General features: G+C 64.9%; 20 protein-coding genes. 11 read left to right on the top strand and 9 right to left on the bottom strand.

The window, feature by feature from the left end; translation table 11 throughout:
• Positions 1–13: 13 nt before the first annotated feature.
• Positions 14–442 carry a hypothetical protein gene (locus AC07WS_RS21605; protein ID WP_494731070.1) on the bottom strand — a complete coding sequence of 143 codons (429 nt, stop codon included), beginning with the start codon at positions 440–442 and terminating at the stop codon, positions 14–16.
• 219 nt (positions 443–661) lie between these two features.
• Here AC07WS_RS21605 and rpsP point away from each other — a divergent pair, with 219 nt between their 5' ends.
• From rpsP to AC07WS_RS21645, 8 genes are all read left to right on the top strand, one after another.
• A complete protein-coding gene (gene rpsP, locus AC07WS_RS21610) occupies positions 662–907 on the top strand; it encodes a 30S ribosomal protein S16 (protein WP_117015471.1) in 246 nt (81 codons plus the stop codon).
• Between the two features lie 14 nt (positions 908–921).
• On the top strand, positions 922–1482 hold the full coding sequence (gene rimM / locus AC07WS_RS21615; RefSeq protein ID WP_494731071.1) for a ribosome maturation factor RimM: 561 nt from the start codon (positions 922–924) through the stop codon (positions 1480–1482).
• Positions 1483–1500: 18 nt separating this feature from the next.
• Positions 1501–2247 carry a tRNA (guanosine(37)-N1)-methyltransferase TrmD gene (trmD, locus tag AC07WS_RS21620; RefSeq protein WP_117015473.1) on the top strand — a complete coding sequence of 249 codons (747 nt, stop codon included), beginning with the start codon at positions 1501–1503 and terminating at the stop codon, positions 2245–2247.
• Between the two features lie 114 nt (positions 2248–2361).
• On the top strand, positions 2362–2748 hold the full coding sequence (gene rplS / locus AC07WS_RS21625; RefSeq protein ID WP_008446022.1) for a 50S ribosomal protein L19: 387 nt from the start codon (positions 2362–2364) through the stop codon (positions 2746–2748).
• Between the two features lie 67 nt (positions 2749–2815).
• Positions 2816–3484: a CoA pyrophosphatase gene (locus AC07WS_RS21630; protein ID WP_494731072.1), complete on the top strand. Its 669-nt coding sequence runs from the start codon at positions 2816–2818 to the stop codon at positions 3482–3484.
• Positions 3485–3539: 55 nt separating this feature from the next.
• Positions 3540–4508 (top strand): CobD/CbiB family protein, encoded by a 969-nt coding sequence (locus AC07WS_RS21635; RefSeq protein ID WP_494731073.1) that lies wholly within the window; start codon positions 3540–3542, stop codon positions 4506–4508.
• 235 nt (positions 4509–4743) lie between these two features.
• The gene (locus AC07WS_RS21640; RefSeq protein ID WP_494731074.1) at positions 4744–5079 is read left to right on the top strand and encodes a DUF3579 domain-containing protein; all 336 of its coding nucleotides are present in this window, start codon (positions 4744–4746) and stop codon (positions 5077–5079) included.
• Between the two features lie 91 nt (positions 5080–5170).
• Entirely contained in the window at positions 5171–7921 is a 2751-nt protein-coding gene (locus AC07WS_RS21645) for a M16 family metallopeptidase (RefSeq protein ID WP_494731075.1), read from the top strand.
• A 25-nt stretch (positions 7922–7946) separates the two neighbouring features.
• On the opposite strand, the gene AC07WS_RS21650 is transcribed toward AC07WS_RS21645, so the two are convergent.
• The gene (locus tag AC07WS_RS21650; protein ID WP_494731076.1) at positions 7947–8546 is read right to left on the bottom strand and encodes a hypothetical protein; all 600 of its coding nucleotides are present in this window, start codon (positions 8544–8546) and stop codon (positions 7947–7949) included.
• Positions 8547–8729: 183 nt separating this feature from the next.
• Between AC07WS_RS21650 and AC07WS_RS21655 the strand changes: the two genes are divergently transcribed.
• Positions 8730–9005, top strand: a complete 276-nt coding sequence (locus AC07WS_RS21655; RefSeq protein WP_494731077.1) for an acylphosphatase — start codon at positions 8730–8732, stop codon at positions 9003–9005.
• A 15-nt stretch (positions 9006–9020) separates the two neighbouring features.
• Here AC07WS_RS21655 and AC07WS_RS21660 read toward each other — a convergent pair whose 3' ends face one another.
• The 4 genes from AC07WS_RS21660 to AC07WS_RS21675 all read right to left on the bottom strand — a co-directional run bounded on the left by AC07WS_RS21660 (position 9021) and on the right by AC07WS_RS21675 (position 14263).
• Positions 9021–10034: a serine hydrolase domain-containing protein gene (locus tag AC07WS_RS21660; RefSeq protein WP_494731078.1), complete on the bottom strand. Its 1014-nt coding sequence runs from the start codon at positions 10032–10034 to the stop codon at positions 9021–9023.
• Positions 10021–11013 carry a cupin-like domain-containing protein gene (locus AC07WS_RS21665; RefSeq protein WP_494731079.1) on the bottom strand — a complete coding sequence of 331 codons (993 nt, stop codon included), beginning with the start codon at positions 11011–11013 and terminating at the stop codon, positions 10021–10023. The genes AC07WS_RS21660 and AC07WS_RS21665 overlap by 14 nt, the downstream gene beginning before the upstream one ends.
• A gap of 83 nt (positions 11014–11096) precedes the next feature.
• Positions 11097–13838 (bottom strand): TonB-dependent receptor, encoded by a 2742-nt coding sequence (locus AC07WS_RS21670; RefSeq protein WP_494731080.1) that lies wholly within the window; start codon positions 13836–13838, stop codon positions 11097–11099.
• 140 nt (positions 13839–13978) lie between these two features.
• The gene (locus AC07WS_RS21675) at positions 13979–14263 is read right to left on the bottom strand and encodes a hypothetical protein (RefSeq protein ID WP_494731081.1); all 285 of its coding nucleotides are present in this window, start codon (positions 14261–14263) and stop codon (positions 13979–13981) included.
• Here AC07WS_RS21675 and AC07WS_RS21680 point away from each other — a divergent pair.
• Together AC07WS_RS21680 and AC07WS_RS21685 are read left to right on the top strand one after the other, a co-directional pair.
• Complete coding sequence (locus tag AC07WS_RS21680; RefSeq protein ID WP_494731082.1) at positions 14262–15002, top strand: GntR family transcriptional regulator; 741 nt, start codon at positions 14262–14264, stop codon at positions 15000–15002. The two genes, AC07WS_RS21675 and AC07WS_RS21680, sit on opposite strands and share 2 nt — an antisense overlap.
• A 14-nt stretch (positions 15003–15016) precedes the next feature.
• Positions 15017–16321, top strand: a complete 1305-nt coding sequence (locus tag AC07WS_RS21685; protein WP_494731083.1) for a glycoside hydrolase family 18 protein — start codon at positions 15017–15019, stop codon at positions 16319–16321.
• A 31-nt stretch (positions 16322–16352) separates the two neighbouring features.
• Here AC07WS_RS21685 and AC07WS_RS21690 read toward each other — a convergent pair whose 3' ends face one another.
• The 3 genes from AC07WS_RS21690 to AC07WS_RS21700 form a co-directional block, all read right to left on the bottom strand.
• The gene (locus tag AC07WS_RS21690; RefSeq protein ID WP_494731084.1) at positions 16353–17657 is read right to left on the bottom strand and encodes a hypothetical protein; all 1305 of its coding nucleotides are present in this window, start codon (positions 17655–17657) and stop codon (positions 16353–16355) included.
• A 105-nt stretch (positions 17658–17762) separates the two neighbouring features.
• Positions 17763–18869: an ABC transporter ATP-binding protein gene (locus AC07WS_RS21695; RefSeq protein WP_494731085.1), complete on the bottom strand. Its 1107-nt coding sequence runs from the start codon at positions 18867–18869 to the stop codon at positions 17763–17765.
• Positions 18870–18873: 4 nt separating this feature from the next.
• Positions 18874–20175 carry an MFS transporter gene (locus AC07WS_RS21700; protein WP_494731086.1) on the bottom strand — a complete coding sequence of 434 codons (1302 nt, stop codon included), beginning with the start codon at positions 20173–20175 and terminating at the stop codon, positions 18874–18876.
• Positions 20176–20189 lie beyond the last annotated feature (14 nt).

Genomic DNA, 20189 nt, shown 5'->3' on the forward strand with positions numbered 1-20189 from the left:
GCTTTTCTCCTTATTAACCGTAGGAACCGCCAGTGTACAACAAGTCAAACAGGCGGGAAATCGTGGCGATCAGGCCGCCCGCGCCGACCATCATGCTGGCCACCAGCACCACGGCCAGCGGCCAGTGGGTGTCGGACTGCCTGCCGGAGCCGGGGTTGAAGCGGGCGTCCCATTTTTCGTCGGACATCAGGCCCAGCACCAGCGCCTCCAGGAAACCGGCCAGGCCGGAGACCATGATGGGCAGCAGCTTGTAGAAGCCGTCGGCGTCGGGCCAGACGGCCGATACGGCGGCCGAGGCCGGCAGGGCGGCCAGGTGCAGCCACAGCCAGGGGTCGCGCGCGCCGCGCAGGTACAGGCGCTGCAGGCCGAGGCCGCCCGCGAGGAAGGCCAGCAGGGCGGCCAAGGTCTTGTTTTTGTGGGGAGTGTGGTGCGAAACAGTCATGTTTGTTCAGCGGTGGCCGGAAAACATGCAGTATCGGTCATAATACGGCCCCCGGCGGAGCTTTTTTATGGTCGTGGCTCTTGCCCCGCACGCCGGTTCGGGGGATAATCTTCGATTACCCCAACATTGCCCGATTATTTCATTAACGCTTGCTGCTTCGCGGCAAAGCGCGCTATAATTTGCGGCTTTTTCCGTCCTAGCACACTTTTTGGAAATATTATGGTCGTTATTCGTTTAGCTCGTGGAGGCGCCAAGAAGCGTCCGTTCTTCAACATCGTTGCAACCGACTCGCGCAATCGCCGCGATGGGCGTTTCATCGAGCGCATCGGTTTCTACAACCCGATGGCATCCGGTGGTGAAGTCGCTCTGCGCATCACCGCTGACCGTCTGGCTCACTGGCAATCGGTTGGCGCGCAGCTGTCGCCTACCGTGGCCCGTCTGGTCGCTTCGAACAAAGCCGCCTAAGTCTGGTTGCTGGTTTGACCGATAAGAATGCATCCGGGGTGCAAGTCCCCGACGATCTGGCACAGGTAGGCTTTGTCTTCGGTGCCTACGGCGTCGCTGGCTGGGTGAGGATACGTCCTTTCTCGGAAGATGCGGATGCACTCCTCGCGGTGAAAACCTGGTGGATCGACAAGCCAAGCTTGCACGATGTCGATGTCAAGCAGTGCAAACTGCATGGCGGCGACGTGGTGGCGCAGCTGGTGGGAGTGACCGACCGGAACGTTGCAGAAGCGCTCAAGGGCGCGGCTGTCTCGATTCCGCGCAGTCGTTTCCCGGCCTTGTCCGACGATGAGTTTTACTGGGCCGAGTTGATCGGTCTGGATGTAGAGAATTTGCAAGGTGAGCACCTCGGTACGGTGACTGACATGATGAGCAATGGTCCGCAGTCGATCTTGCGCATACAGCCAGCCGCTCTGCCCGATGCTGATCCCGAGGTTGCGGCGCAGGAGCGCCTGATTCCATTTGTGGACGCGTTTATCATCAAGGTAGACAAGGCCGCCAAGAAGATCACTGTCGACTGGGGCCTTGATTACTGAACATAAGGGCGGCCCGCCATGCAATTCGATGTCGTGACCCTGTTCCCCGAAATGTTCGCCGCACTGACGCAGTCGGGTGTCACCCGGCGCGCGTTTGAACAGAATAAATGTGGCTTGTCGTTGTGGAATCCGCGTGATTTCACCACGGACAATCACCGCACCGTGGATGACCGCCCGTATGGCGGCGGCCCCGGCATGGTGATGCTGGCCAAGCCCCTGGAAGCGACGCTCAACGCGGCGAAGCAGCGCCAGACCGACGCCGGTCTGCCCGCGCCCCGCGTGGTGTTCATGTCGCCCCAGGGCAGGCAGTTGACGCACGAGCGCGTGATGCAGCTCAAGCAGGAACCCGGTCTGGTGATCCTGTGCGGCCGCTACGAGGCGGTGGACCAGCGTTTGCTGGACCGCTGCGTCGACGAGGAAATCAGCCTGGGCGATTTCGTGCTGTCCGGCGGCGAGCTGCCGGCGATGGCCTTGATGGATGCCGTGATCCGCCAGATACCCGGCGTGCTGAACACGGATGCGTCGGCGGTCGAGGACAGCTTCGTCAACGGCCTGCTGGATTCGCCGCACTATACGCGGCCGGAAACGTACGAGGGTGTGGGCGTGCCGCCGGTGCTGATGGGCGGCAACCACGCCGAGATCGAGAAATGGCGCCGTCAGCGCATGCTGGAGGCGACCGCGCGCAAGCGTCCGGATTTGCTGGTCAAAGCGCGTGAGGCGGGGCTGCTCACCAAGCTTGACGAAAAGTTTTTGGCAGGTTTGTAAACCTGTTGTAGTAGCTAGCGGGCATGTCGCCCGCGTGTTTTAACCCCATCCTCTACTGGGCATCGAGCTTCGGCTCACAGCGCGCCAGCATGATGGTTTATGGAGTCATTAAAAATGAATCTGATTCAACAACTCGAGCAAGAAGAAATCGCTCGCCTGGGCAAGAGCATCCCTGACTTTGCACCTGGCGATACCGTGATCGTCAACGTTAACGTAGTCGAAGGCACCCGCAAGCGCGCCCAGGCTTACGAAGGCGTGGTCATCTCCCGTCGCAACCGTGGCCTGAACTCGAACTTCATCGTTCGTAAGATCTCGTCCGGCGAAGGCGTCGAGCGTACCTTCCAGCTGTACTCCCCGCTGATCGCTTCGATCGAAGTGAAACGCCGCGGTGACGTACGTCGCGCTAAACTGTACTACCTGCGTGATCGTTCCGGCAAATCGGCACGTATCAAGGAAAAACTGCCAAACCGTCGCCCAGTGGCGAAAGCAACCGCTGCTTAATAGCCGCGTTTGTGTTTGGATGGAAGGGGCGCCGTTGGTGCCCCTTTTTTGCATGTGGAGGTAGCGTTTGGCCAAGCCTTTGTTTGATCCGAAAGAACTGCCCGTGGACGCCATCGCCGGCGAGCCGGCCGTCGCGCCGGAGCGCTTGACGCCCGCGTGGCTGCGCGGGCGCTTCACGGCGCCGCCGCTGTGGACGCCCGAGGGCGCCGAGGAGTCGCTGGGCAGCCTGTCGCAGCGGCCGACGCCGACGCCGGCCTCGGTGCTGATCCCGCTGGTGCCGCGCGCGGACGGCCTGACCATCCTGCTGACCCAGCGCACCGACCACCTGACCGACCACGCCGGCCAGATCAGCTTTCCCGGCGGCCGCGCCGAGGACTACGACAGCGACGCGGTCGACACCGCGCTGCGCGAGTCGGAGGAGGAGATCGGTCTGGCGCGCCGCCATGTCGACGTGCTGGGCACCTTGCCGCGCTACCTGACCGGCACCGGCTATTGCGTGACGCCGGTGGTGGGCCTGGTGGCGCCGCCGTTCGAGCTGACCGCCGATCCGTCCGAGGTGGCGGAAATCTTCGAGGTGCCGCTGGCCTTCCTGATGGATGGGCTCAACCACCAGCGCCTGTCGGTGCAGCTGTCGGGCGGGCGCCGCAGCTTCTACGCGATGCCGTACGGCGACTATTACATCTGGGGTGCAACAGCGGGCATGCTGCGCAATCTGTTCCATTTCTTGCGCGCATAGAGACACTACGTTATCGTAGCGGGCATCAAGGCATCGCCGACTTAAAGGATCACTAATGACTTTTCTTTCCATTCTATGCGCGCTGCTGATTGAGCAGATGAAGCCGCTGCGCGCAGACAATCCGATCTACGCTGAAATCAAGCGCCTGGCGTTGCGGATGGAGATCTGGTTCAACGCCGGCGATTCGACCCACGGCCGCCTGGGCTGGTTTGTGATGATGGCGCTGCTGATGGTGCCCACGGCCGTGATCTACTGGCTGCTGCGCCGCTACGGCTGGTTCGGCATGCCCTTCCTGTGGAACGTGCTGATCGTCTACCTGACGCTGGGCTTCCGCCATTACAGCCACTATTTCACCTCGATCCAGCTGGCGCTCAACGCCGGCGACGACGCCACCGCGCGCGCGCTGCTGGCCGAGTGGACCAAGCAGGACACGGTCGGCATGGAAACGTCGGAGATCGCCCGCATCGCGGTCGAGAAGTCGCTGATCACCACGCACCGCAATGTGTTCGGCGTGTTCTTCTGGTTCCTGATGCCGCTGGGCCCGGCCTGCGCGGTGATGTACCGCGTGGCCGAGCACCTGGCGCGCGCCTGGAACGAGCCCGAGCACATGCGCAACGAGGCCTTCGGCCAGTTCGCCGCGCGCGCCTTTTACTGGATCGACTGGATACCGGTGCGCCTGACCGCCGTCGCGTTTGCCGTGGTCGGCAACTTCGAGGACGCGATCTACGCCTGGCGCAACTTCGCCCACCGCTGGGCGGACGAGGCGATCGGCATCATCCTGTCGGCCGGCGGCGGCGCCATGGGCGTGCGCCTGGGCACGCCGGCGGAGAACGCGGCCAAGCTGTTGCCGGCCGATGCCGCAACGGTGGACCTGGGCGACGAGGAGCCGGACATGTTGCCGGGCGAGGAACCGAGCGTGCGCGCCCTGCAGAGCACGGTGGGCCTGGTGTGGCGCGCGCTGCTGCTGTGGATGATGTTGTTATTGCTGTTGTCGGGCGCGGTCTGGCTCGGAGCGACCCCGTAACGTGGCACGAACACGGGTACAATAACGGCATTGCTGTGGTGCAGAATGATGATCTTTCTGCACCAAAGTGGTTAATCGCGTTGAAAACCGGATGGAAATCAATGACTTACGTATTCAGGTCTTCTATAAGATATAATACGTAAGATTCTTACAGAATGATATCCGCCCGGGCCACCCGCCGGGATCTTTCACGCATTCTTGTTACCAACAAGTATCTACTCCTAAGCAGCCGCCCATGGCAGAGTCAGCCCACAAACCGTCAGAACAGCTCGATTCGTTCTTCATCCTCGGCCTCACCAGCAATGGCAGGCAGTTCCGTCCCAGCGACTGGGCCGAGCGTCTGTGCGGGGTGATGTCCTGCTTCAAGCCCGAAGGTTACGGCGGCGGCCGCGACTCCCATCTGCAGTTCTCGCCCTACGTCACGCCGACCGTCATCAACGGCGTCAAGTCGGTGGTGGTGAACGGCAAGCTGCGCCAGCTGGAACCGCTGGCTTATCACTTCGTCATCTCCTTCGCCAAGGACAACGACCTGCAAATGGTCGACGCCTGCATCCTGCCTGAAAAGGCTTGATCTCCGTCATTTAAAATTCGCTTAATCGCCTACCCACAGGGGCGGGGTAGGGCGTATGCTGCCTGTTCTTCATTTTTTTTCGCGAGAGATCATGAACAACAGCCGCTTGAAACACGCCGCCGCCGCCAGCCTGCTGCTGTGCGGATTGTCCTTTGCCGCCACCGGCAGCGCGTGGGCGCAGGCCTTGCCGGCCGGCGTGGCCAAGGGGCCATCGGTCGAGGGCATCAGCGAGTACCGCCTGCCGAACGGCTTGAAGGTGCTGCTGTTTCCCGACGCCTCCAAGCCGACGGTGACGGTCAACGTCACCTACCTGGTCGGCTCGCGCCACGAGAACTACGGCGAGACCGGCATGGCCCACCTGCTCGAGCACATGATGTTCAAGGGAGCGCCCAAGAACCGCAGCATCCCGCAGGAATTCGCCAACCGCGGCATGGAATTCAACGGCACCACCTCCTACGACCGCACCAACTACTACGAGGTGTTCCAGGCCAGCCAGGACAACCTGAAATGGGCGCTGGACATGGAGGCCGACCGCATGGTGCACTCCTTCATCGCCCGCAAGGATCTCGATTCAGAAATGACGGTGGTGCGCAACGAGTACGAGAGCGGCGAGAACGATCCGTTCTCGGTGCTGCTCAAGCGCATGCAGAGCGTGGCGTACGACTGGCATTCGTATGGCCGCTCCACCATCGGCAACCGCAGCGACATCGAGAACGTGCGCATCGAGAATCTGCAGGCCTTCTATCGCACCTACTATCAGCCGGACAACGCGGTGCTGCTGGTGGCCGGCAAATTCGATCCGTCGCAGACGCTGGCCTGGATCAGCAAATCGTTCGGCGTGATCCCGAAACCCAAGCGCAGCCTGCCGCCGTTCTGGACGGTCGAGCCGACGCAGGACGGGGAGCGCAGCTTCGTGGTGCGGCGCAAGGGCGACATGCAGGTGATCGCGCTGGGCTACAAGATTCCGTCGGCCTTGCAGCAGGATAGCGACGCGCTCAGTTTCATGTCCGAGATTTTGGGTGACACGCCGACCGGCCGCCTGCACAAGGCGCTGGTGGAAAGCGGCAAGGCGGCGCAGGTGTTCAGCTTCGGCCAGACCGGCTATGCGCCGGGCCTGCAGATCATCGGCGCGGTGGTGAAGGCGGGCCAGCCGCTGGTGCCGGTGCGCGACGCGCTGATCGCGACGGTGGAGGGCTTCGCCAGCACGCCGCCGACGGCCGAGGAGATGGAACGCGCGCGGCGCAACTTCGCCAACGGTATCGAGAAGTCGCTCAACGATCCGCAGCGGGTGGGCGTGAGCCTGTCGGAGGAGATCGCGCTGGGCGACTGGCGCTTGCTGTTCGAGGGCCGCGACAAGCTGCCGACCATCACGCCGGAGCAGGTGGCGGCGGCGGCGGGGCGCTACCTCAAGCGCGACAACCGCGTGGTGGGCAGCTTCGTGCCCGAGGATGCGCCGCAGCGCGCCGAGATTCCGGCCGCGCCGTCGGTGGCGGAGGTGATGAAGGACTTCAAGGGCAAGGACAGCGTGCTGACGTCGGAGGTGTTCGATCCGAGTCAGGCCAACATCAACGCGCGCACCGAGGTCAAGACCATCGGCGGCCTGAAGGTCGCGCTGCTGAACAAGAAGAACCGCGGCGAGGCGGTGTCGGTGGACCTGCAGCTGCACTGGGGCGATGAGAAAAACCTGTTCAACACGGCCATCGTGTCGAACGCCGCCAACGAGATGCTGATGCGTGGCACCAGCAAATACACCCGCGAGCAGCTGGCCGACGCCTTCGCCAAGCTGAAGATCTCCGGCAGCCTGTATCGCTTCGACACCACCGGGCCGAATCTGGACGCGGCGCTGCGCCTGGTGGCGCATGTGCTGAAGGAGGCCAGCTTCCCGGCGGCGGAGTTCGAGCAGTTGCGCCAGCAGTGGCTGGTGGCGATCGAGGCGTCGCGCAACGAGCCGCAGTCGCTGGCGCGCACGGAGGTGGACCTGTATTTCAACCACTATCCCAAGGGCGATGTGCGCGCGCCGATGTCGGTGGACGAGCAGTTGGCGGCGGTGAAGGCGCTCAAGCTGGAGGATGTGATCGCGTTCCATCGCGACTACTACGGCGCCAATCATGGCGAGCTGGCCATCGTCGGCGATTTCGACAAGGCGGCGATCAGCAAGACCATCGCCGACAGCTTCGCCGGCTGGGACAGCAAGGTGGCCTATGCGCCGGTGAAGTCCACCAATGAGGACAAGGCGCCGCTGTACAAGAGCATCAACGCGCCGGACAAGGAGAACGGCTTCTACACCGCGCGCATGAACCTGGACCTGAACGTCAACGATCCCGATTATCCGCTGCTGGATCTGGCCAACTACATCTTCGGCGAGGGTGGTTTGAAATCGCGGCTGATGGATCGCATCCGCCAGAAGGATGGCTTGTCCTATGGCGGCGGTTCGGGCCTGCAGCCGGGCGAGATCGACCGCGCCGGCAGCTTCGGCATCGACGCCATCGCCGCGCCGCAGAACCTGAAGAAGCTGGAGGCGGCGATCCGGCAGGAGCTGGAGCGGGCGGTGAAGGACGGCTTCACGGCGGCTGAACTGGCGGGCGCGAAATCGGGCCTGTTGCAGCAGCGGGTGCAGAACCGTTCGAAGGACAACGTGCTGGCCGCCGGCTGGACGCGCAATCTGTACATGAACCGCACCTACAGCTGGAGCAAGGAGTACGAGGACAAGCTGAAGGCTGCCACGCTGGAGCAGGTCAACGCGGCCTTCCGCAAGGCTATCGATCCGGCCAGGCTGACCGTGGTGACGGCGGGCGACGAGGCCAAGGCGCAAGGCGCGGCGCCTGTCGTGAGCGCAAAATAATCTGCCGGGGGATGCCCCGGCGGCGTCAGTGGATGTCGTCCAGCTGGTCGTGCGCGCGGCGGTAGCGCGGCAGGCGGCGTTCCAGCGTGTTCTGCGACTGGTGGTTGGCGTGTTCGACCAGCGTCAGCGCAGTGCTCAATGCGGCGCTCATCGCTTTGGCGGCGGCCGCCATCGCTTCCGCCGGCGTCATGGGCGCCATGGCTGCCAGTTCGTTCTGGCGGGCGCGTAACTGGGCGGCCCTGGTCCAGTTCCTTTCGCCGGGGAAGCGTATCCAGAGTTCCAGCCAGGCGTTGCGGGCGTCGCCGCAGGTTTGTTGTACCATCTGATTCGGTGAGACCGCCTCGCCGCGGAAGATGAGGTCGTCGCCGATCACGTCGGCGCCCTGCCAGGTGTCGCCGCTGTGCACGCGCAGGCGCGTGCCGTCGGGCAGGAACAGCTGCTTCCATTGATAGCCGCGCACCGGGGCCGCGTCTTCGCGGCTCTTCGCTATCCACAGTTTGATGGCGCTGGCGATGGCTTCGGCGGGTGTCAGCGGGCTGCCGCTCTGGTGCAGGAAATCGCAGAGCTCGTCGTATGCGGCGGGAGGGACCTTGGGGGACGTTTTTTGAGACCTTGTGGTATTCATTACTGATTCTCCTGTCTGGTTTTTGCTGTCGCCTTCTATTTCTCTCTGTTGGACCAGCGCCCAAAAAAAGAGTTCGGAAATGACGAAAATAGAGCAAAGCAGAGAGCCCATTCAGTGAGGTCTGTCCAAGGGCCGTGCAGATAGGACCCCACCCTGTATTCTGTTGGAAATTTTGGAGGTGTCGTGATTCGACTGACGATAGAGGGACGTGTGCAGGGTGTCGGCTATCGCGCTTCGTTTGCGGAGCGGGCGAAGGCGCTGGGTTTGGCCGGCTGGGTGCGCAATCGGCGCGATGGTTCGGTGGAGGCCGCCGTGGAGGGCGAGGCGCATGCGGTGGAGGCCATCATCGCCTGGGCCAGGCGCGGGCCTCCGGCCGCCATGGTGACGGATGTCGTCGTCGAGGAGACGATGGAGCGGGCCTCTCCTGACGGCGGCTTCAAGATCATGCCGACGCTGTAGGCCGGCCGCGCGGCGCTATTCGCTTGCCGCCAGCACGGCTTTCAGGATGTTTTCGGAGCGTAGTTGGCCGTAGCCTTTGCCGTAGGCGCTGGAAGTGACGACGACCACCGAGCGCAGCGCGGGAACGATATAAATCTTATTGCCGCCGTTGCCCGATGCGAAGAAGACCTGGATCTGGCGTCCGTCGACGGACTGGGTTTTGGCGTACCAGAAATAGCCATAGCGATCGGCATAGCGGTCTCCCGGGCCGATGTCCACGTGCGGGGCCAGCATGGTTTCGATCCAGGCGGCGCTGAGCACCCTGCGGCCTTGATAGACGCCTTTGTCCATGACCATCTGGCCGATCGCGCCCAGGTCGCGCGTGCGCATCGACAGGTTGCCTTGTCCCTTGACGTGGCCGGCCGCGTCGCGCCCCCAGCGCCAGTTTTGTATGCCGAGCGGAGCGAACAGGTTCACGCGCGCGAATTGTTCGAGCTCCATGCCGGTCGCCTGTTCGACGGTCAGGCCGGCGAGGTAGGCGGTCATGGAGTTGTAGCGGTATTGCGTGCCCGGCGTGGCCTTCATGGGCGTGGCCAACGTGAAGGCAACGGGATCGGCTGCTTCGTCCATCTTGTCTTCATTGCCGGACGAGGCGGGATCGTCGTCGAACGCGTCCAGGCCCGAGCGCATGGTCAGCACGTTATCGAGCGTCACGCCGGCGAAGGCCGATTGGCCGGCGGCCTTCCAGTACTTGGAGACCTTGTCGGTCGTCGCGCCGATCTTGCCGCGGTCGACCGCAGCGCCCACCAGCAGCGCGGTGATGCTCTTGCCCGCCGATCGAACATCGTGCAGGGTGTCGGCGGTCTCGCCGTTGTAATAGCGCTCGGCGACGATGGCGCCGTCGCGCATCACCAGTATGCTGCGCAGGTCCGCGCGTTCGTCGTGGTCCCACGCCGCCAGCACGTTCGCGGGCAGCTGCTGCGCCGCCGCCTGGCCGGACAGGATGGCGGCTAGTACCAGCATGGCGCCCAGGTGCTTATTCAGGTTCATCGACTGCTCCAGTGGAAGGGCGCGGGCGGGCGTTTTGCAGTACGCCTTGCTTGTGCGCGGGGATGTGGGCCGACGGGTCTTGTGCCGGATCGAACACGTAGTGCTGGAAGATCGCGCCCCACGCGGCGCGCAGTTCCGGCGGCTGGTGCTTCATGCTTTGCAGCGTGGCGACCAGCGCTTCGAAGGTGGTGCCGGCATCCGGCGCCGGCTGCTCGTTCTTCCACCAGTAGTTGACCATCATGTTCAGGATGCCGTTAGATTGCACGTGGTGCCACCACAGCGGCGGGATGAACAGCGCGTCGCCCGGCAGCAGGTCGGCCACCAGCGCCGCCTGCATCGCCTGCCGGAAGCGCGGGTGGCGCGCGTGATCGGGCGTGCGGAAGTCGACCATGCTGATGGGCGTGGGCGTCGGCGCGAAATCCAGCGGGCCGATATACAGGTTGCCGACCTGCTCGGGCGGGAACAGCGTGAAGCGCCGCTCGCCACTGACCACGCAGGCCAGGTTGTACGATTCGTCGAAGTGCGCCGGCGTGGTGATGGTGTTGCCCAGCCAGAGGCGCGGCCGCACCGACGGCGGCAGCGCGGGCGCCACGTTGTGCGCGGCGAACTGCGGCAGGCAGTCGTCGATCAGCGCGCTCTGGATCGCCACCGACGGCGGCGCCTCGAACTGCGAGTAGCGCGCCAGCTGCTCGATCACTTTCGACACCGGCACCTTGTTGCGCACGAAGTTGAAGCCCTCCATGTCCGGCTTGTAGAACAGCCGCCCGCGCTGGTCCGGCGGCGTCATCACCGCGTCCACTTCGTGGCCGCTGTCGAACTCCATCAGGTACCGGCACAGCGCTTCCGGCGCCTGCAGCGCCTTGTGCACGGCAGGCCAGTGGCGCACGAAGCCGCGCAGGACGGCGGGCCGGTGGCTGCCGGCGATCTCGTTGTAGAAGCGCGCCGGGTCGAGGTCCAGGTATTCGGTGATCTGGTTCATGATTCGTATGATGGCATAAAAAAACCCGCCAGGGCCGGGAGCGGCCGTGGCGGGAACAGACTACACAATGAAACGGTTACAGCTTAGTACTTGATGTGCAGGCCAGCGTAGTACTGCGCGCCGTTGGCGTAGAAGCGCGCAGGCTGGTCCTTGTTGTAGATGTAGTTCTTCAGGATCGGGTTGTTCAGGTTCTGGCCACTGAGCGTCAGCACGATGTTCTTGCTGATGTTGTAGTTGAACGAGGCCGACAAGGTGCCCGAAGCGTCCTGGTACAGCGGCGTGCCGCGGTCCTGGGCCGCCAGGAAGGCCGAACGCCATGCGTAGCTCAGGCGGACGTTGAACTTGTCGTTTTCGTAGTACACGCCGGCGTTGGCCGTGCTCTTCGAAGCGCCCAGCATGTCGCACGGATCGCCGGAGGTGGCGGTCTGCATCGCAGGGCAGGAGCCGAAGTCCAGGTGCGAGTCGGCGAAGGTGGCGTTGGCGTCGAAGCCGTAGCCCATGCCCACCGGTACCTGCGCCGCCAGTTCCAGACCCTTGACCTTGGCGCCGACGTTGATCGGCGAGGTGATGCTGTAGGTCGCGAACACTGGCTTCTTCTGTTCCTGCGAGGCGCGGCTGTCGATGAAGGTGCCGGTGCTGACGCCGTAGCCGACGTAGTCGTGCAGGTCCATGTAGAACACGCCGGCCGACAGCAGGGCGCGCGGCGCGAAGTACCATTGCAGGCTGGCGTCCAGGTTGTTCGACTTGACCGGTTTGAGCGCCGCGTTGCCGCCGTTGCCGGTGTGGGTCTCGTCGGTCAGCAGCACCGCGCCGCCCAGGGCGCCGTAGTCGGGACGGGTCATGGTGCGCGACAGGCCGACGCGGGCCACCAGGTCGGAGCGCAGGTCGAACTTCAGGTTCAGGCTAGGCAGCGGGATGGTGCTGTTGTTGTCGATCGCGGTCTTCTGGACGAAACCGCCCCATGGATAGGATGGCAGCGTGCCGCCGGCCGGCTGGTTCTGCAGGATCTGGTAGCCGTTCGAGGTGCCCTCGGTGCGCACGACGCGCAGGCCGACGTTGCCGCTCCAGCCTTCGCCCTCCATCTCGCCCTGGACGTAGATCGCCTTGGTGTTTTCCTTCAGGTCGAACATGTCCTGGTAGTAGGTGCGCGAGACATCGCGGTTCGAGTGCAGGTCGCCCCAGGCGTTCAGGATCGCCGGGTCCAGGATCCAGACGTTTTTAGGGAAGTCGCCGCCCAGGTCCTTGCCGAAGTTGCCCGGATAGGTGGTGCCGCTCCAGGCCGGGTTGGTGGTGTTGCCGCCGACGTCGGTGTTGGACCAGTTCGGGCCCTGCGCCACTTCGAAGTTGGCGCGGGTGTGGTGCGAGCCGCGCACGCCGAACTTGATCTCGCGGAACACGCCGCTGTCGAGCGCGAAGGCGGCGTCGATCTGGCCGTAGGTCTCCTTGTCGTCGGTGGTGGCCGGCGAGACGCCGAACACCCAGTCCAGCGGGGTGCCGGTGAACTTGGACACATCGATGTTGGGGAACTTGACGTTGGCCGGGCTGCCCAGGCCATTCAACTGGTAGCTGGCGCCGGAGTTGTTGACGTCGCCCTCGAACACGCCCTGGCTGGGCGTGACGCCCTTGCCCTTGGTGGAGCCGGCCTTGGCGGTGAACACCAGCTTGTCGGTGGCGCGCCATTTGGCGTCCAGGTCGAAGAACTCGGTCTGGGCGTAGGCGCCTTCGCGCACGATGTCGTCGACGATGCCGTAGCGCAGCGGCTTGGCGGCCGTGCCCTTGTTGGCGAACGAGGCCGACACCAGCGTGCCGTTGCGGATCACGTAGCCCGGATCGGGCGCGACGCCCGAACCCAGCATGCCGGAACCGTTCATGTCGGTCATGTAGTTGGTGTTGAAGTTGGACGCGTCCATCTTCGAACGGAAGTAGGTCGCCTCCAGGCTCAGGTCGCGGCTGGGCTTGAACTGCAGGTCGATCAGGCCGCCCTTGCGCTTGCGCTCCTGCTGGAACAGCGAGGAGCCGATCAGGCGCGGGAACCAGACGTTGGCCAGGTCGGGATTGGTCTTGACGGCGGCGTTGGTCGGCGCCACCTGGGTCCACTGCAGCAGTTCCTGGCCGTCGCGGCGCAGGCTGCGTTTTTCCGAGAAGCCCTGCACCATCAGGCCCAGCGTGCCGGCCTCGTTCTTCCAGTTGAACAGCGCGCTCACCTGCGGATCGGTCTTCTCCGGCAGCGTGGCGTACACCGCCTGCACCGTGGCCTCCATCGAGATCGGCTGCTTGAAGTCCAGCGGATGACGGGTGCGGATGTCGATCGAGCCGCTCGAGCCGCCTTCGATCTGGTCGGCGGTCGGCGATTTGTAGACCACCACCTGGCCGACGATCTCCGACGGCAGCAGCGAGTACGAGGCCGAGCGGCCGACGGCGCCACCCACCTGGTCCAGCACGAACCAGTCGCCCGAGGCGACGGCGTGGCCGTTGATCAGGGTCTGGGTCAGCGACGGCGCGGTGCCGCGCATCGAGACGCGGTCGTTTTCGTCGAAGCCGCCCGAGCCGGCGCCCGAGGTGGAGATGTTCACGCCAGGCACGCGCTGCAGCGAGTCGGCGACGTTCTTGTCGGGCATCTTGCCGACGTCTTCGGCGGTGATCACGTCGACGTTGCTCGACGCGTTGCGCTTGACCGACAGCGATTGCTGCAGCGAGCCGCGGATGCCGCTGACGATGACGACCTCCGGCTCCTTCTCCGCCGCGGCCTGTTGCGCCTGAGCGGTCATCGAGACGCTCAGCGCCAGGATGGCCGCAGCCGTCGCGATAGGCGTCAGTTTGGACATTTTGGTGTTATTCGAATTGTGATACATGTACCCTCCCGTTGATGAAGGCTCCGCCGAGCCAACTGATTGTTGATGTGTAATTCTTTTTTACTTCTTGCAAACCACCTACAAAACCAATCCAACGCCAATATACCTGTCTTTTAATACCAGATCACTACCACTTTAAAATTCTTTTTTGTTATGTTGTATGCGGCATACACAACGTGGTCCTGGAAGCAATCTAATACCGGCCATGCGGTGGTATGGCGCCCGTTTGTGGCGATCTGCAACAGGCTGAAATGCAGCATCCATGCGGGTTTGCGGCAGGTTGCCGAAAATATTTGCGATCCGGGCCGTGCGGCGGCGCGGCACGCTGGTCTTTTTTTGGTATTATCGATTGACAACGACAAAACAGGATGCCACATCGTGATGAGCAGCGATTCCATGGCCGCACTGGTACACATCCGGGCGCACCTCAATGAGACCAGTAACCTGCCGCTGTACCAGCGCCTGCAGCGGGCGCTGCGCTCGGCCATCGAGCAGCATCTGCTCAAGCCGGAGGACGCGCTGCCGGCCGAGCGCCAGCTGGCGGCCGACCTGTCGGTGTCGCGCATCACGGTGCGCAAGGCCATCGACGGCCTGGTGGGCGAGGGCGTGCTGGTGCGCCGGCCCGGCTCGGGCAACTTCATCAACACCCGCATCGAAAAGAACTTCGCCAAGCTGACCTCGTTTTCCGAGGACATGCGGGCGCGCGGGCGCACGCCGCGCAGCGTGTGGCTCAAGCGCTCCGAGGGCACGGTCACGCCGGACGAGGCGATGCGGCTGCGGCTCAGCCCCGGCGCGGCGGTGTACCGCTTCCACCGCATGCGCTACGCGGACGACGTGCCGATGTGCCTGGAGTACGCGACCATCGTGGCGTCCTGCCTGCCGTCGCTGGAGGCGGTCGACGTGTCGATGTACGACGCGCTGGAGAAGGCCGGCAACCGTCCGGTGCGCGCGCTGCAGCGGCTGTCGGCGCTGCTGCTCAACGCCGAGCAGGCCACGCTGCTGCAGGCCAAGGAGGGCGACGCCGGCCTCGCGGTCGAGCGCCTGGGCTTTCTGCGCGACGGCCGCGCGGTGGAGTTCTGCCGCTCCTACTTCCGTGGCGACATGTACGACTTCGTGGCGGAACTGAACGCCAGCTAACCTTGCAAGGAACTATGCACACCCATCGCCTCAAACGCTGGACACTGGCGGCCGCGCTGGCCGCCGCGCTGCCGGCCACCGCCACCGCCGGCGGCGCGCCGGAAATCGTCGGCTACTACCCCGGCTGGAAATCGGACGCCTTCCCCGTCACCGCCGCCAACGTCGACGCCGGCCGGCTGACGATGGCCTTGTACGCTTTCCTCGACGTCTGCTGGAACGGCAGCCACGGCAACCCCGAACCCTCGGTCAACTACGTGGCGCCGTGCCAGGACGCGGCTGGCGACGCGCAGGCGGCCAACGGCGCGCTGGTGTTCCGCGACGCTGCCCGGGACGGCGCCAACCTGCGCGCGCTGGTGGCGATGAAGCGCCGCCACCCGCGGTTCAAGGTGGTGGTGTCGGTGGGCGGGTGGGACTGGTCGAACCGGTTCTCCAACGTGGCAGACAGCGCCGAAGCGCGCGCCAACTTCGTGGCCTCGTCGGTCAAGCTGATGCGGCGCTTCGGCCTGGACGGCGTCGACATCGACTGGGAATATCCGGGCCAGGCCGGCGTGCCCTGCGTGGCGGGCGCGGTGTGTGCGCGGCCGGACGACAAGCGCAACTTCATCACGCTGGCGCGCGAACTGCGCGCGGCCTTCGACGCGGCGGGCCGGCAGGACCGCAAGCATTACAGCATCACCATCGCGGCCGGCGGCAACGCCAACTACGTCAGCGAGGGCGCGGCCGGCGGCGGCTGGATCGCCGAGCTGGCGCGCAGCCTGGACTGGATCAACCTCATGGCCTACGACTACCACATGCCGTGGGAGAAGCGCAGCGGCCACCACGCGGCGCTGTTGGCCGACGCCGCCGATCCGGTGACGGCCGACGGCTTTTACGCGGCGGCCTCGGTGCAGCGCTACCTGCGGGCGGGCGTGGCGGCGGGCCAGCTGGTGCTGGGCGTGCCGTTCTACGGCTACGGCTGGAAGGGCTGCGCGCCCGGCGCCGGCGGCGACGGCCAGTACCAGGACTGCGACGGCGGCGCCACTGGCGGCGTGGACGGCGGCAATTCGTATGGCTTCAGCCATCTGCTCAAGCTGGGCTACCTGACGGCGGCTTACGACGGCGGCCAGGGCTTCCGGCGCCGCTGGAACGGCGCGGCCAGGGTGCCGTATCTGTACCGCGCGTCGGACGGCGTGTGGATCACCTACGAGGATCCGGCCTCGCTCGCGCAGAAAGCCAGCTACATCAGGGCGCAGGGCTTGCGCGGCGCGATGTTCTGGGAGTTGAGCGCCGACGGCGGGCAGCAGATGCTGCGGGCCCTGTCGGCGGCGATGCGCAAATAAAAAAACCGGCGCGAGGCCGGTTTTGGTGGGATTACTTGGCTTCCGCCGGAGCCGCCTTCGGCGGGTTCTGGTACATGATCCAGTAGCGCGCCAGGTCGCCGCGGCCGTCGTTGCCGGTGATCGTCTCCAGCAGCTTGACCGATTCGTCCTTCTTGCCGGCGATGGCCAGCGCGTAGGCCAGGCGCAGCTTGGCGTCTTCCGGATTCTTGGCCACGCCCTTGGCGATACCTTGCTTCATCAGCTCGATGCCCTTGTCCTTCTGGCCCAGGGTCACGTAGTTGTAGCCCAGGTTGACCAGGCCGACGCCGTCCTTGGACTTCTGCGCGGACTCGATGCCCTTGTCGATGTTCTTCGCATCGTCGGCGGCGCCCTTGTTGGCGCTGTCGCGGATCTTCTGCAGCGCGGCCTTGTTCTTGTCGGCCGGGATGGCGCCGGGGTAGCCCTTGTCCATGGCGATCTTGGCCTCGGTGAAGAAGCCGCCCAGCACCGCCAGTTCGGCGATTTCGGCGTAGTCCTCAGGCTCCATCTTCGACGGCGCGGCCAGCGCCTTCAGGCGGGCGATGTCCAGGTCCAGGCGCGGCGCGTAGGCCTTCTTGCCGCGGGTGCGGTTGAGCAGGTCGAACCAGTAGTCCTCGGTCGGGTAGTAGCGGGTCAGCTCCTCCACCGCCTGCAGATACAGCTCGGTGTCCTTGGTCTTGATGCCGACGTTGCCCAGCAGGTTCAGTTCATCCTTGGGCGGCGTGGCGCCGGTCTTCTTGGCCGCCTCGATATCCTTCAGCGCCTCGGCCTTGGCGGTGGCGAAATCGTTCTTGAAGAAGTAGGAGCGCACGATGAACTGGCGCTGCTTGAGCATGTCGCCCGACTCGGTGCCGTAGCGGGTGAACCAGACGATGGCCTGGTCGTAGTCCTTGATGTTGCTGTAGTAGATGCCGGCGACGGCGTCGATGAAGCGCAGCTTGTCCTCGGGCTTGAGGCGGCCGGATTCGATCATCTCGCCCAGCGCCTTGACGGTGGCCGGATAGTCGCCGTTGGCCTGGCCCAGCTGCACGCGCACCTGGTTCAGCACGAACGCTTCGTATGGGGTCAGGTTAGGCATCGCGGCCGCGGTGTCGATGCGGTTCTGGTATTCGGCGTAGTTCTTGGCCGCCAGCAGTTCCTTGGTCTGGGCCGGGTCGATCAGTTTGTAGATCTCGGGACGCACCGCATCCTTCGGCGGCTCGGCCGGCTTGGCGGCTTCGGCGGCGTAGACGGGCGACATGCCCAGCACGGCCGGTACGGCGTTCAGGCCGATGGCGGCCAGGATCAGGCTAATACGAGCGAGACGAATGTGGGACATGAATTATCCTTCTATCAAACAAATTAGAGGGCTGGCGGGTAGGCCATGCCATCGCGACAGTGTAAACCCGCGTATTGTTACATAAAACCGCTAGAAACTACGAATTCAAGCGTGTCGCGGCGCGCGCGCCAGCGCCCGGCCGGCGGCGTCGAACAGCAGGCAGCGCGACGGCGGCAGATGCACGCGCGCGCGGCCGCCGGCGTGCAGCGGCGGCGCCTCGGCGCCCTGTTTGACGGCGATCATTTCGCCCACGCCGGCCAGCGTGGCGTAGATGATGGACTGGTCGCCCAGGTATTCGACGTGGCCGACGCCGACCTCGATGGCGTTGGCCTGGCCCGCGCCGGCGATCGACAGGTGCTCGGCGCGCACGCCCAGCGTGACGCGCTCGCCGTGCTGCGGGCCGGCGTGCGGGCCGGCGTCGACGATGGCGCCGCCGGGCAGCAGCACGCTGGTGCGCTCCGGCGAGGCGGCGATGACCTCGCCGGCGATGAAGTTCATCCTCGGCGTGCCGAGAAAGCCCGCCACGAACAGGTTGGCCGGATGGTTGTACAACTCGTGCGGCGTGCCGACCTGCTCGATGCGGCCGGCGTTGAACACGGCGATGCGCTGCCCCAGGGTCATCGCCTCGACCTGGTCGTGGGTGACGTAGATCATGGTGGTCTTCAGTTCCTGGTGCAGGCGGCTGATCTCCACCCGCATCTGCACGCGCAGGCTGGCGTCCAGGTTGGAGAGCGGCTCGTCGAACAGGAACACCTCCGGCGTGCGCACGATGGCGCGGCCGATGGCGACGCGCTGGCGCTGGCCGCCGGACAGTTCCTTGGGCCGGCGCTTGAGCAGCGGCGCGATCTGCAGGATGGCCGCCGCGCGCTCGACCGCCGCCGCCACCTCGGCCGGCTTGCGCCCGGCCAGCTTGAGCGCGAAGGCCATGTTCTCGTACACCGTCATGTGCGGATACAGCGCGTAGGACTGGAACACCATGGCCAGCTTGCGCTGCGCCGGCGCGACGTCGTTGGCCAGCGCGCCGCCGATGTGCAGCGTGCCGCCGCCGATGTCCTCCAGCCCCGCGATCATGCGCAGCAGCGTGGACTTGCCGCAGCCGGACGGGCCGACGAAGACCATGAATTCGCCGTCGGCGATATCGAGGTCGACGCCGTGGATGACCGGCGTTTTATCGTAGCTCTTGACGATCTGTTTGAGGCTGACGCTGGCCATCCGCTCAACCCGCGCGCACGGCTTGCGGCGCCGGCTCTTCCTCGGCCTGCGGACGCGCGGTCATTGGAATGATCTGCGACAGCACCGCCACCGGGATCGCGCACAGCATCACCCACACGAAGAAGTGCTGGTAGCCCAGCGACAGCTGGATGTCGCCGCTGAACAGTTTGAACAGCACAAAGCCCAGCTGCATGATGCCGGTCGAGAAGGCGTAGTGCGCGGTCTGGTATTTGCCCGGCGCGACCACCTGCATCATGTACAGGATCAGGCCGACGAAGCCGAAGCCGTAGCCGAACATCTCCACGCTGAGCGCCACGCCGATCACCGACAGCTCGGTGGGCTGGAACACGGACAACAGGTAGAACGCGACGTTGGGCAGGTTGACCGCGAGGATCAGCCACAGGATGGCGCGCTTGAGGCTGAGCCACGAGGTGAAGTAGCCGCCGGCGATGCTGCCGACCACGAAGGCCACGGTGCCGACAGTGCCGTACACGGCGCCCACTTCGGCGGTGGTCAGCCCCAGGCCGCCGAGGTGGCGCGCCTCGCGCAGGAACAAGGGGCCGATCGACTGCACCTGCGCCTCGCCGGCGCGGAACAGGATGATGAACACGATCGACACCCAGATGCCGGGCTTCCTGAAGAATTCGACGATCACCTCCCACAGCGTGCGGGCGATGGCGCCGGCGTTGGTGTCGGCCGTGACGGCGTTGCGCGCCGTCGGCAGCGCCCAGCTGTTGTACAGGCCCAGCGCCACCATGATGGCGGCCAGGATGCAGAAGCTGATGGTCCATGCCGGCACCACGCCCAGCGTCTTCTCGAAGTGGCCGGCCAGGAGCAGCAGGCCGCCGGTGGTGAAGAACTTGCCGGCGTTGAAGAAGGTGCCGGTCCAGCCGGCGTACTTGGCCTGGCCTTTTTCATCGAGGCTGGCGATGTACAAGCCGTCGCACGAGATGTCGTGCGTGGCCGACGAGATGCCGACCAGCGCGAGCATGGCCATGCAGGCGGCGAACCAGAACGGCGCGTGCAGCGCCAGCGCCACGCCGCCCAGGCACAAGCCGCCGAAGATCTGGAAGCCGACCACCACCAGCTTCTTGCTGCTGGCCAGTTCCAGGAAGGGGCTCCACAGCGGCTTGAACACCCAGGCGAAGCCGATCAAGCCGGTCCAGTGATTGAGCTCGTCGTTGGGCACGCCCATGCTCTTCAACATCTGGTTGGCGACGATCGCCACCGCGAAGAACGGCAGGCCCTGCGCCAGGTACAGGCTGGGAACCCAGAACTTCGGATCGCGTATTTTTTTGTTGTCCATCTTGCCTCCTCCCC

The sequence above is a fragment of the Duganella sp. GW821-FHT01E12 genome (assembly GCF_059422325.1).

What these genes read in the sequence shown, in the direction of transcription:
- AC07WS_RS21605 (WP_494731070.1), bottom strand. Translation starts at nt 442, where the DNA reads ATGACTGTTTCGCACCACACTCCCCACAAAAACAAGACCTTGGCCGCC.
- rpsP (WP_117015471.1), top strand. Translation starts at nt 662, where the DNA reads ATGGTCGTTATTCGTTTAGCTCGTGGAGGCGCCAAGAAGCGTCCGTTC.
- trmD (WP_117015473.1), top strand. Translation starts at nt 1,501, where the DNA reads ATGCAATTCGATGTCGTGACCCTGTTCCCCGAAATGTTCGCCGCACTG.
- rplS (WP_008446022.1), top strand. Translation starts at nt 2,362, where the DNA reads ATGAATCTGATTCAACAACTCGAGCAAGAAGAAATCGCTCGCCTGGGC.
- AC07WS_RS21635 (WP_494731073.1), top strand. Translation starts at nt 3,540, where the DNA reads ATGACTTTTCTTTCCATTCTATGCGCGCTGCTGATTGAGCAGATGAAG.
- AC07WS_RS21640 (WP_494731074.1), top strand. Translation starts at nt 4,744, where the DNA reads ATGGCAGAGTCAGCCCACAAACCGTCAGAACAGCTCGATTCGTTCTTC.
- AC07WS_RS21645 (WP_494731075.1), top strand. Translation starts at nt 5,171, where the DNA reads ATGAACAACAGCCGCTTGAAACACGCCGCCGCCGCCAGCCTGCTGCTG.
- AC07WS_RS21650 (WP_494731076.1), bottom strand. Translation starts at nt 8,546, where the DNA reads ATGAATACCACAAGGTCTCAAAAAACGTCCCCCAAGGTCCCTCCCGCC.
- AC07WS_RS21660 (WP_494731078.1), bottom strand. Translation starts at nt 10,034, where the DNA reads ATGAACCTGAATAAGCACCTGGGCGCCATGCTGGTACTAGCCGCCATC.
- AC07WS_RS21665 (WP_494731079.1), bottom strand. Translation starts at nt 11,013, where the DNA reads ATGAACCAGATCACCGAATACCTGGACCTCGACCCGGCGCGCTTCTAC.
- AC07WS_RS21670 (WP_494731080.1), bottom strand. Translation starts at nt 13,838, where the DNA reads ATGTCCAAACTGACGCCTATCGCGACGGCTGCGGCCATCCTGGCGCTG.
- AC07WS_RS21680 (WP_494731082.1), top strand. Translation starts at nt 14,262, where the DNA reads ATGGCCGCACTGGTACACATCCGGGCGCACCTCAATGAGACCAGTAAC.
- AC07WS_RS21675 (WP_494731081.1), bottom strand. Translation starts at nt 14,263, where the DNA reads ATGGAATCGCTGCTCATCACGATGTGGCATCCTGTTTTGTCGTTGTCA.
- AC07WS_RS21685 (WP_494731083.1), top strand. Translation starts at nt 15,017, where the DNA reads ATGCACACCCATCGCCTCAAACGCTGGACACTGGCGGCCGCGCTGGCC.
- AC07WS_RS21690 (WP_494731084.1), bottom strand. Translation starts at nt 17,657, where the DNA reads ATGTCCCACATTCGTCTCGCTCGTATTAGCCTGATCCTGGCCGCCATC.
- AC07WS_RS21695 (WP_494731085.1), bottom strand. Translation starts at nt 18,869, where the DNA reads ATGGCCAGCGTCAGCCTCAAACAGATCGTCAAGAGCTACGATAAAACG.
- AC07WS_RS21700 (WP_494731086.1), bottom strand. Translation starts at nt 20,175, where the DNA reads ATGGACAACAAAAAAATACGCGATCCGAAGTTCTGGGTTCCCAGCCTG.